The organism is Winogradskyella endarachnes (assembly GCF_009741275.1).
Taxonomy (GTDB): Bacteria; Bacteroidota; Bacteroidia; order Flavobacteriales; family Flavobacteriaceae; genus Winogradskyella; species Winogradskyella endarachnes.
In genome coordinates this window covers 1-11614 of the sequence record NZ_WOWS01000011.1, presented here as the reverse complement: position 1 = coordinate 11614, position 11614 = coordinate 1, and the positions used below count along the sequence as shown (strand labels likewise).

The window sequence follows — 11614 nt, the reverse complement described above, 5'->3', positions numbered from 1 at the left end:
GCACACATAAACCTCTAAAACATTTTGTCTATAAAGGACTTTTATCTGAGTGGACTCCAGAACAAATATCTGGAAGAATCAAAGAGCTTTATCCCAATGATCCTATAATGTCTATTTCTCATGAAGCAATCTACAGGCATATTTATACAAGACCTCAAGCTTCCTTGAACAAAAAACTAATTAAACTTCTAGTGCGTAAAAAAACAAGACGTAGACCACCTAAAAAAAGACGTGGAACTGGAAGTAAAATAATCAACCAAGTCAGTATTGACCTAAGACCTAAGTATATAGAACTACGAAATGAAGTTGGACATTGGGAAGGTGATTTAATAATAGGCAAAGGTCAAAAATCTGCAATAGGAACAATCGTGGAACGTAAATCTAGATACACTTTAATCATTAAATTAAGCAGTAGAAAAGCTGATGAAGTGGCTAAAATGTTTTCCAAAAAACTAAATCAATTAAATAAAATATTTAAAAAATCTATGACTTACGATAACGGAATTGAAATGGCGAAACACGAAAAAATAACGCAAAACACTGGCATGAAAATTTACTTTGCGCATCCCTACTCTTCTTGGGAAAGAGGTACAAATGAAAATACAAATGGACTCATTAGAAGATACCTGCCTAAAGGAACTGACTTTAATCAAATTGATGAAAAATCACTCATGGAAATTCAAGAAAAACTTAATAACAGACCTCGGAAAATTATAGGCTATAAAACTCCTCAAGAAATTATGGATTATGAACTAAAAAATGTAGCTTAGTATCAAACAAAAAAAAGCAACGTTTGTTGCGTTAGAACATTGAATGCAGCAACTAATAAATGAAATTTGAACTGCCATTTAATGAACAAACTTACAATGAGCAAATGACTCTGAATTTCAATACTGCTTGGAATGATAATCTCAAAAAAAATAAAAAAAGACTGATTTTGGCTATTCCAATGATTTTGTTAGGTGGATTAATAATTTATGGAGAAAACTATCTTGGTTTTCTATTCATCGCAATCGGAATTCATTACTTGATTAACTTTTATGATTATTATTCATATTACAAGAAAAGTAAGAATAACTTTTTTGAACTAGTAAAAACGGAAAAAAACGGACAATTAGATGCTGGCGAAAATTCAGTTTGGGAATTTAATGATGAATACTTTAGATATAAAGACTATAAATACGAGGCGAAAATAAAATGGGAAGCTTTCAAAAGTACAAGGGTAATTGACAAGAACTTGTTTATAGACCTTAACGTCGGAAATAAATCATCGTATGTGATAGGAGAAACAGAATTAGGGACTGAAAACTTTAATAAAGTAACTGAATTTGTAAAAACTAAAGTAAAAAAACCAGTGCACAACAATGTATAACCGCAATTACGGCGGATTCGACTACGTCCGAATCCACTCGAAATTGCTAACGTCAGTGCTTAACCGAAAATCATTAACTTTAATCCCGTAACTGACGGTTATACGAGACCGTTGTGTGCAATTTGGCTACGTTACCAAGATTTGGTATATTTGAATAAATTTAGAGTCAAAATGGGAAAAAACACATCAATATCACTCGGAAATCATTTTGAAGATTTTATCAGAGAAGAAGTAAAATCTGGAAGATATGGTTCGGTTAGCGAAGTAATTCGTTCCGCATTACGTTTGTTAGAACGTGAAGAAAAAAAAGAAAGGGAACTGATTAAAGCACTCGAAGTTGGAGAAAATAGCGGATTTGTTGAAAATTTTGACCCAAAACAGCATCTGCAAGAATTACATCGTAAACACTTATGAGTAAAAATAAATATCGCATAAGTCAACAAGCGATTGAGGATTTAGATAAAATTTGGATTTATACTCTTAACAAATGGTCTAAAGAACAAGCTGACAGATATTACGACCTGATAATTACGGAAATTGAATTTATTGCTGATAACTTTATGACTGGAAAGTCAGCAGAACAAACTCGAAAAAATTATCGAGTGACCAAAATAAAATCCCATTTGATTTTTTATAGAAAAGTGGAAAATGATATTGTGGAAATAGTTAGAATTTTACACCAGCGAATGGATATTAAAAAACGACTGAAATAAAAAAACTGCACACAACAATGTATAAAATTAATTGCTTGGTTCTAGCCTACTTACGAAAATCCTCGCGGATTTTCTATTCGGTTTTTATTTGCTAAATTAGTAACTTAAACCACGCAACTAATCTTATACGAGACCGTTGTGCGTCATACCCAAAAAACCGAGAAAATTGACTGAAGAAATAAAAAGAGAGTTAAAACGAATTGAAAAGGAAAAGGAAATTCAAATTCTTTATGCTGTTGAATCTGGAAGTAGAGCTTGGGGATTTGCTTCAACTGATAGTGATTGGGATGTGAGATTCTTATATATTCAAAATCCGAATTGGTATTTATCCATTGATGATAAAAAGGATAATATGGAAGTAATGTTGCCAAATGATTTGGATTTTGCAGGTTGGGAATTAAGAAAAACTCTAAAATTATTTAGAAAGTCAAATCCACCTTTGTTGGAATGGTTGCGAAGTCCGCTAATCTATTTAGAACAATATTCGACAGCTGAAAAAATGCGTGAATTGACCAAATATTATTTTAATCCAAAGTCTTGTACTTATCACTATTTGCATATGGCAAAAGGAAATTATCGAGACTATTTACAAACTGATTTAGTAAGGGTTAAAAAATACTTTTATGTTTTAAGACCAATATTAGCTTGTAAATGGATTGAATCTATGGGAACAATGGCACCAATGGAATTTGAAAAACTTGTGAATACTCAAGTCGAGAATCCAGAATTGAAAAAAGAAATTGAGCATTTATTAGAGCGAAAAAAATCAGGAGAGGAACTTGACAAAGAACCTCGAATTGAAATAATAAACGAATTTGTTGAAAAGCAAATTGAATATTTTGAAAATAAAGTAAAAGATTATAATAAAAACTTCAAACCAGAAACTGAAAAGCTTGACAAACTATTTAGAGAAACATTAAATGAGGTTTGGAAATAAAAAAGTACGAACGCACAACAATGTATAAAATTAATTGCTAGGTTCTAGCCTACTTACGAAAATCCTCGCGGATTTTCTATTCGGTATTTATTTGCTAAATTAGTGACTTAAACCACGCAACTAATCTTATACGAGACCGTTGGCGTTAATTTAAACCGAATGAAAAAAGCAATAACCTTTCTCATATTTTTAATTCCTATTTTGACTATTGGACAATCAAATCCATTTGAAAAGTTGAAGTATGACAAAGTTGTTGCGTATGAATATCAGGGAGAAGGAGGATTGTTAATTGAAAGATGTCTTGATGAAGAAAATGATAAAATAAATAAAACACTAAATCTGACTGAAAAGCAGACTAAAAATTTAGAAATAATTTTGACGTCTGAAAAAGCCTATGGAAATACAACCATGTCTTGTTTTGACCCTCATTTTGCTGTTATTTATTATTTAAAAGAAAAAGTAGTTGGAACTATTAATATCTGTTTGGATTGTAATTATCTAATCGCATCTGAAAAAATTCCTGCGACTGAATTGAAAATGATAAAGATTTCCGATGACTACTCTTATCCTGCTAAAGGATTTAGTAAAAAAACACGAAAAGAAATTTACGAATACATAAAAGGGCTTGGATTTACTAAATATTTGAGACCATTGACATCGTATCTTGATGAATAAAAAAACTAACGCCAACAATGTATAACCGCAATTACGGCGGATTCGACTACGTCCGAATCCACTCGGAATTGCTAACGTCCGTGCTAAACCGAAAAATTTGCGTACTTTAACCCGTAACTGACGGTTATACGAGACCGTTGGCAGTAATTTAACGAAAACCCTAAATTTGAAAAACATACTTCTTTTTATATTTTTTATTTCACTTTTTTCTAGTTGCAAAAAGAAAAAATCTGAACAACTTCACACATTAGTTATTAAAAAAGAATATTGCGTTATTGAGAATGAAGGAATCATATTTTTACCTGAATTTGAATTAAGAAGAAACGATTCTTTGATAAGCACTCATAAGACGGAAATAATGAATGATTATTATAATATTGATAGCTTAAAATCTGGTAATTATAATATTGTATATACTTCAATGTTTAAGAAAACGGAATCTCAAAATATTAATCTAAACAGCAAGAATATTGACACGTTAATAATTTGTCTCGATAAGATTGATTATAGCTCAATCGACCATATTCCATTTATTGATAGACTCAAGGAAAATGAAAATTATATAATAGATGTATATAATCAAGGGTGTGTTTCTTTAGGAGGTGCAATTATGAAAATTAGCAAAACTCGAAACAAAATAATTGCAGAAACTAATGAAAATAAAAAGGAATTAACATCCGCAGAAATTGAATATGTGAGACAATTTGAATTAGAATTAGTCAATATGAATTCGTGTTGTTGTACATCAACCGACTATTATTCATTGGAATATAATGATGAAGTTCTTAAAATAGAAGATGGCAGTTGCAAATGGTATGGATATGGAAGACTTTACAATAAATTATTCAATGTGGAAAATTAAAAACTACTGCCAACACCGTGTATAATTCATTGCTGGTTATAGCTTACTTACGAAAGTCCTCGCGGACTTTCTATCTGTGATTTATTTGCTAACTTTAGTGCTTAAACCACGCAACGAAATCATACACAAACACGTTGTAAATAATGCGTGAAACCACTCAGATTCGTAAAATTTGAAGAATTAAAAATGGTTGAATTTACTCAAACTCAAAAAATAAAAATCGTGGGAATCTCAGCAAAACGTGTGAAATTAAAAACTTCAATTTTAATTCAATAATCTAAGTTTCACAAAATGAATTGGGAATAAAATGAGAAAAAAAATGTTGGAATTCAATCAAACTCGGAATTAAAAACGTGCGAAAAAAAAAGCAAAACGTGTGAATCAAAAAATGGAACTTAGCAACTTTCGGAATTGTAAATCTTTGCGGAATTTACTCTTGAAAACAAAAATTAAATATTTGTGAATAAAAACTGAAATACTAACAAAAAATGCACTATTTACAACAATGTGTATAATTTACTGCTTGTTTCAGTTTTTCTTACGAAAAACCTCGCAAACGTAAAAGTCGGTAAAACTTTAATTATTTTTTGCTAAATTTACGCAGCAAAGCATACACGCAAACGTTGGCATTAATTAGTGAAACTCGGTACAATAATTGGAGATATTGACTTATAAAAAGAAAGATATGAACCCTAATTATTTAATGATTATATTATTGTTTTTTGGTTTTTCGACTATTAGTTTTGCTCAACGACTCGATTCATTAATATATAAAAATGATATTCCGAAAATTGAAAATCCGAATACAAAAAAATTAGATTCAATCTCGGAGCGATTTAATAAAGGACTGAATAAATTAACTAATCAAGGTTATACTGTTTCCACGAATGAATATGTAGAGCCAGTTTTTTATCATTTAAAAGCAGATGGCAATAGATTATCATTCAATGAATATATAAAAGAACAGTTTGAGGCGAAATCGAATAAATTCAAAGCTTTTTTTAAAATAGAAGTTGAATGGAATGGGCGAATTAATTATGTGGAACTTGTCGGTTATATAGGAGATATTGAAAATCTTGATTTTATTAGTTTTTGGAAAAAAATTAGGGCTGAACCAGCTAAAAAATTTGATATTCAAACGAAAAGAATTACAACAATAACTATAAATAAAAACTAATGCCAACAATGGCTATAAGTAATTGCTTGTTCTCGCCTACTTCTGAAAATCCTCTCGGATTTTCAGTTTGGTGTGTACTTGCAAAGTTAAGCGTTAAACCACGCAACTACTCATAGCCCAAACGTTACCACCAATTTTAATGATGAAACTCACGACAATAATAATTACTACATTTTTGATATTAAGTTGTAACACAAAAACGAATAACCAAATGGGAATATTTGACAAACTTTTTGGAAAGAAAGAACAAGCCAAAAATAAAACATCAAAAACATACAATCAAGAAATTGAAAAAACTAGTGAAATGCTAGATGAAACAATATTTTGGAATATAGTTGACTCTTCAGTAAAGAACTCTAAAAATCAGGATGCACAAGAAAGGTTTTTAGTAAAAGAAATTGAAAAATTGACCCCAAAACAAATGATTGGATTTCGATTGAGAACTGACAAACTACTTTACGACACTTATAATTCTGAAATGTGGTGTGCAGGATATATAATGAATGGAGGTTGTTCAGATGATGGATTTGAATATTTTAGAAATTGGATAATATCAAGAGGAAAAGAAACTTATTATAAAGCCAAAGAAAACCCTGATACATTGATTTCGGAATTAGTAGAAGGCGAAGAATTTTATGACTTTGAAGGTTTTTGGTATGTTGCGTTAACAGCATTTGAGAATAAAACAGGAAAAGAATTATACGACTATATTGCTGACGATTTCAAAACTAACGAGGGAAATTATCCGAATTTTGAATTCACTTGGAAAGAAGAAGAACCTGAAACTATGAAAACGATTTGTCCGAAGTTATTTGAAAAAATGTGGAATTAAAAACTGGTGGTAACAACGTATATAATCCATTGCTAGTGAGAGCCTACTTACGAAAATCCTCGCGGATTATCTATTCGGTTTTTATTTACTAAATTAGTTGCTTAAACCACGCAACTAATCTTATACGAGACCGTTAGGCACAAGCTAAAAAAACAGAATGGCGAAAAAAATTGGAATATTAATATTAATCGTAATTGTCTCAATAATTCTCGCTTCTATTTACGGAATTTTACACAACCAGATTTCTTACTCTATCTCATCTGAATATTTTACGAAATTTAAATTTGACCAAATTGGAAAATGGTTACATCAAGTAGAAAACGAACGAATTGCAATCTCTTTTGTCGGATTTGTATCTACTTGGTGGTTCGGACTTTTACTCGGACTGATTATCGGAATTGTAGGAATGTTTCAGCCGAATTCCAAAATAATGTGGAAAAGTGGAATCGGAGCAATTTTTCGGACCTTAGGAATAGCAATCGGAATTGGAATCGTGGGAATTTTGGTTGGGAAGTTTCTAATCTCAAACTTAAATGCAAATTGGAATCTACCGGCTGAATTGATTGACCGAAAAAGCTTTTTGACTGCTGGAACGATGCATAATTTCAGCTATTTTGGTGGAATAATAGGACTAATTTACGGAATAATATATCAACTAAAAATAAAAAAAGCCAGTGCCTAACAACGGCTATAATCCATTGCGGCTGAAATTCCTATCGGAATTTCATTGCAATTTGCTATCTTTCGGCTACGGCGGAAAGAATCCTGCGGATTTTTCCGCAACGTATCATAGCCAAAACCGTTGTAGTGCATTTAAGAAACCGATATGCTGAAAATAATTCGAATAACATTTTACATAATTTTGTCCCTTTTTTCATTGGACATCTTCGACTTGTTTCAAACCAAAATCGGATTTTTAAAAGCGGTTATTTATTACGGAATTTTGATTTTACCAATTCCTCTGCTCATAATGGAATTTAAAGCTAATCGAAATTTGCCCGAACCCATTTTAAGAAAGCTAATATCAATTTTGACAATTATTGGATTGGTTTACTTAAATCCATTAAAAATTCTATTCAATGTTACGACTTGGAAAACCCAAACTGTGGAACAGATTAATGAAAATAAAGGAAGTCATAAAGTTGAATTGCAAATGAGAGATATTGGAGCTCTAGGATATACTAAACGAAATGCTGAAGTCTATTATTTGACCAAGCATTTTTATGTAGTGCTTTCCGAAAATTATGATGACAGGAATTTTATCGGAACTGACTGGAAAAGAGTTAACCAAAATATTAATGAAATTGGATTAAAATAAAAATGGATTTAAAACCTGGAAAAATGATTCTCTATTTTGGGCTTTTTTGCTTTGCAATTTCGCTCTTATTAATCTACGTTTTATTTTTTGTACTTAAAGAATATGAAAATGGCGGACTTTTAAGTGTTCTTGCAATGTTAATTGGATTTTCATCAATCGGACTTTATCTAACATTACATTATTTCAAGTATAGAATTATAATCGGAGATAAATCGATGACTATTAAGAACGAGATTGGACAGGAAAAAGAAATCTATTGGAATGACATTGAAAAAGTTGATTACAATAAATCCTTTAATATGATTGTAATTTGGAGTAACCAAAAGAAAAAATGGATTAGTCCGATTTACGGACATTTCATTGATTTTATAGAACCAGAAAAATACACCGAAAAACTAAAACAAATAATTAATTAAAAACGCACTACAACAATGGCTATAAGTAATTGCTTGTTCTCGCCTATTTCTGAAAATCCTCGCGGATTTTCAGCTTGGTGTGTACTTGCAAAGTTAAGTACTAACCCACGCAACTACTCATAGCCGAGACCGTTAGCAAACATTTGATGAACGAAACAGAATACAAAGGAATTTTGCACAAAGAGGTTAATAAACTTGCTGGAATCAACCCAAGATTTCATAGAATTTCAAGTATGTTATTGGACCATATAATTATGACTATCATTATTGTTCCACCAATGATTCTTCTAATGATTTTAGCTACAAACGGAATATTGGAAATTGGGAATAGAACTTTTTCTGTGGTTTTCTTTTTTATGATGTTTATTTATATAAACAAAGATTTTTTTAATGCTAAAAGCCCAGCAAAACGAATTTTAGGCTACCAAGTTATCAATCGGAAAACTGAAAACCCAGCATCTGAATTGCAATGCTTTGTTCGGAATTTAACACTTGCTGTTGCTTGGCCATTAGAAGTTATTATTGGACTAATTAATCCCGAAAGACGGATTGGAGATTTTATTGCGAATACAAAAGTTGTCGTTTCTGAAAAGGAAAAATTAAAAACTATTTGGACTGACTTTAAAAACAAAACTTTGAAATTAAATTTAATCGGAATTATAATTATTGGATTGATTTACTTTTATGGATTGAGTTTAATAATACCAAATATGAATTAAAAAACGTTTGCTAACAACGTGTATAATTCATTGCTAGTACTCGCCTACTTACGAAAATCCTCGCGGATTTTCTATTCGGTTTGTATTTGCTAAATTAGTTGCTTAAACCACGCAACTAATCTTATACGAAACCGTTGTGCACAAGCTGAAAAAAATGAGTTGGTATTCAAAAATCAAATCTAAAATTGAAAAGAAAGATGATTCACCTGAATTAAAAAGAGGTCAGGTGAAACATATTTTGATATCCGAATTTGAACGAGAACTACCAGAATTCAACTTTTTAGAATATAGAAATGGTTGTTATACATTTGAGAATATTCGAACAATTAGTGGTCGAAATGTGTATGAACATTTGCATATAACATTTGCGCTTAAAGACAGAAATTTAAGTTGTTCAGTGGCATCAAGAATAAATAAAAACTATTTGAGGTCTAACCGCTACAACACTGGACTAATTAATAGACATATTGACCTGATTGTCTTGAAAAAAGGAACTGGTGTAATCCCAGTGGAAGAAGCCTACTACTTTCACAACAGACGAGTTAAAACGACAACGGGAATTATCAAACAAATAGCTAAAGACTTTAATAAATTCGGGAAATCGTTTCTGCAAAAACAGGTGAAACAATTTGAGAAAAGTGAACTTCTTAAAACTGGATTTAATTTCATTGATAATCTTGTAATTGACAAATCAGAATTAAATGACCAAATGGAAAAAGATTTAAACTCTGGCGGACATTTAATATCGAGTATAAAAAACGAAACATATTTAAACCTGAAATCGGAATTACAAAATGTGAAAGGAATTAACAGAGAAACGCGAAAAAACATTCCGAAATTGGCTTATGAATTATTGGAATTTTACGCAGTTGGAAAATAAAAGCCAGTGCACAACAATGTATAACCGCAATTACGGCGGATTCGACTACGTCCGAATCCACTCGGAATTGCTAACGCCAGTTCTCAACCGAAAATCATTATCTTTAATCCCGTAACTGACGGTTGTACGAGACCGTTGGGTGTAATTTGAGCGAAAATCTAAAAATTTGACTATTTTACCAAAATTTGGTATATTTGAGTAAAATTAAAACGAAATGAAAAATACATCAATATCGCTCGGAAATTATTTTGACCAGTTTGTGCAAACTCAGGTTTCTGCTGGGCGTTACAAAAACGTAAGCGAAGTAATCAGAGCTGGACTTCGATTATTGGAAAATGAAGAAAGTAAAGTAATCGCATTGAGAAATGCAATTCAAGAAGGATTGAACAGTCCTTTAGTTGAAGATTTTGACTTTGACGAAAATCTAAAAAGGTTAAAAGCTGAAAAACGAAAAAATGGCTAAAGTAATATTAAGACAAGAAGCCATAGATGATTTGAACGACATTTGGGACTATACTTTTGAAAAATGGTCAGAAAAACAAGCAGACAAATATTATGCGACAATAAAAATTGCTTGTAATGGAATTGGAGAAAATCCAGACGTTGGAAAAGAATATTACGGAATAAACAAAAACTTAATTGGACTAAAATCCGGAAAACACATTATATTTTATCAATCACTTTCAGAAAATAAAATTGAGGTAATCAGAATTTTACACGAACGAATGGATTTGAAAAATAGATTGACTGAATAAAAAAACTACACCCAACAATGTATAACCGCAATTACGGGAATTCGACTACGTCCGAATCCACTCGGAATTGCTAACGTTAGTGCTTAACTGAAAAATCTGCGTATATTTATCCGTAACTGACGGTTATACGAGACCGTTGTACACAATACGAATGAAACTCATTTTTAAAATAATATTACTCGCATTTTTGACCATTTCTGGTTGTAAATCAAAACAGGTTGACAAAATTAAACCGAGTTCTGAAACACCAAAAGTTGAGTTTACGGAATTCGATTTAGGCGAAAGTGATTTACCAAAACTGAAACGAGAAGTAAATGATTATGAATTTATTTTTACGCCAGAGCAGTTGGAAAAATTGACTTTAATAATTCGAGAATTTGAGAAAGAAACAACTAACCAAATTGCTGTAGTGTCAATAGACTCAATTGGAAAATATACTGACTTTGACCAATTCGCAATTGACTTATCAAATTACAACGGAGTTGGACTAAAGGAAAAAGATAACGGATTGACAATTGTTTTCAGTAAAAACTTGAGAAAAATAAGAATTTCGACAGGTTATGGAACTGAAAAAATACTGACTGACGAAATCTGTAAGAAAGTAATTGACGAAACTATTATTCCTGAATTCAAAAACGGAGAATATTACAACGGAATTGAAAAAGGAATTACAGAATTAATCGCAAAATGGAAATAAAAGTACTGTGTACAACAATGTATAACCGCAATTACGGCGGATTCGACTACGTCCGAATCCACTCGGAATTGCTATGGCTTGTGCTAATTCCGAAATAATTCGCTAACTTTCCCGTAAAAGACGGTTATACGAAGCCGTTGTACCACATATGAGAAAACGAAATCTGACATTTATAATTGGAATTTTATTTATGATATTTCATTCTCAAATTTTTGCACAAGAAACAGAAATGGAAAAGAAAATAAGTGAATTGTTTTTTGG

General features: G+C 31.2%; 17 protein-coding genes. All 17 read left to right on the top strand.

The window, feature by feature from the left end; all coding sequences use genetic code 11:
• The coding region (locus GN138_RS15765; RefSeq protein WP_157364960.1) for an IS30 family transposase at positions 1–770 on the top strand (770 nt) is incomplete at its 5' end.
• 59 nt (positions 771–829) lie between these two features.
• Positions 830–1372, top strand: coding sequence for a hypothetical protein (locus GN138_RS15760; RefSeq protein ID WP_157364959.1), 543 nt, complete (start codon positions 830–832; stop codon positions 1370–1372).
• Positions 1373–1543: 171 nt separating this feature from the next.
• On the top strand, positions 1544–1786 hold the full coding sequence (locus GN138_RS15755) for a type II toxin-antitoxin system ParD family antitoxin (RefSeq protein WP_157364958.1): 243 nt from the start codon (positions 1544–1546) through the stop codon (positions 1784–1786).
• On the top strand, positions 1783–2085 hold the full coding sequence (locus tag GN138_RS15750) for a type II toxin-antitoxin system RelE/ParE family toxin (protein ID WP_062623211.1): 303 nt from the start codon (positions 1783–1785) through the stop codon (positions 2083–2085). The genes GN138_RS15755 and GN138_RS15750 overlap by 4 nt, the downstream gene beginning before the upstream one ends.
• A gap of 166 nt (positions 2086–2251) precedes the next feature.
• On the top strand, positions 2252–3022 hold the full coding sequence (locus GN138_RS15745; protein WP_157364957.1) for a nucleotidyltransferase domain-containing protein: 771 nt from the start codon (positions 2252–2254) through the stop codon (positions 3020–3022).
• Between the two features lie 159 nt (positions 3023–3181).
• Complete coding sequence (locus tag GN138_RS15740; RefSeq protein ID WP_157364956.1) at positions 3182–3697, top strand: hypothetical protein; 516 nt, start codon at positions 3182–3184, stop codon at positions 3695–3697.
• Between the two features lie 358 nt (positions 3698–4055).
• Positions 4056–4559, top strand: coding sequence for a hypothetical protein (locus GN138_RS15735; protein ID WP_157364955.1), 504 nt, complete (start codon positions 4056–4058; stop codon positions 4557–4559).
• Between the two features lie 685 nt (positions 4560–5244).
• Entirely contained in the window at positions 5245–5736 is a 492-nt protein-coding gene (locus GN138_RS15730) for a hypothetical protein (protein ID WP_157364954.1), read from the top strand.
• A gap of 211 nt (positions 5737–5947) precedes the next feature.
• Entirely contained in the window at positions 5948–6568 is a 621-nt protein-coding gene (locus GN138_RS15725) for a DUF4240 domain-containing protein (protein ID WP_157364953.1), read from the top strand.
• Positions 6569–6725: 157 nt separating this feature from the next.
• The gene (locus GN138_RS15720) at positions 6726–7250 is read left to right on the top strand and encodes a hypothetical protein (RefSeq protein ID WP_157364952.1); all 525 of its coding nucleotides are present in this window, start codon (positions 6726–6728) and stop codon (positions 7248–7250) included.
• A gap of 210 nt (positions 7251–7460) precedes the next feature.
• The gene (locus GN138_RS15715) at positions 7461–7886 is read left to right on the top strand and encodes a hypothetical protein (RefSeq protein WP_157364951.1); all 426 of its coding nucleotides are present in this window, start codon (positions 7461–7463) and stop codon (positions 7884–7886) included.
• Between the two features lie 2 nt (positions 7887–7888).
• Positions 7889–8302: a YdbT family protein gene (locus GN138_RS15710; RefSeq protein ID WP_157364950.1), complete on the top strand. Its 414-nt coding sequence runs from the start codon at positions 7889–7891 to the stop codon at positions 8300–8302.
• Positions 8303–8448: 146 nt separating this feature from the next.
• The gene (locus GN138_RS15705) at positions 8449–9021 is read left to right on the top strand and encodes an RDD family protein (RefSeq protein ID WP_157364949.1); all 573 of its coding nucleotides are present in this window, start codon (positions 8449–8451) and stop codon (positions 9019–9021) included.
• Between the two features lie 154 nt (positions 9022–9175).
• Complete coding sequence (locus GN138_RS15700; RefSeq protein WP_157364948.1) at positions 9176–9901, top strand: hypothetical protein; 726 nt, start codon at positions 9176–9178, stop codon at positions 9899–9901.
• Positions 9902–10115: 214 nt separating this feature from the next.
• Positions 10116–10364, top strand: a complete 249-nt coding sequence (locus tag GN138_RS15695) for a type II toxin-antitoxin system ParD family antitoxin (protein WP_019036946.1) — start codon at positions 10116–10118, stop codon at positions 10362–10364.
• The gene (locus GN138_RS15690; protein WP_157364947.1) at positions 10357–10656 is read left to right on the top strand and encodes a type II toxin-antitoxin system RelE/ParE family toxin; all 300 of its coding nucleotides are present in this window, start codon (positions 10357–10359) and stop codon (positions 10654–10656) included. The genes GN138_RS15695 and GN138_RS15690 overlap by 8 nt, the downstream gene beginning before the upstream one ends.
• A gap of 151 nt (positions 10657–10807) precedes the next feature.
• Positions 10808–11353: a TPM domain-containing protein gene (locus GN138_RS15685; RefSeq protein ID WP_157364946.1), complete on the top strand. Its 546-nt coding sequence runs from the start codon at positions 10808–10810 to the stop codon at positions 11351–11353.
• Positions 11354–11614 lie beyond the last annotated feature (261 nt).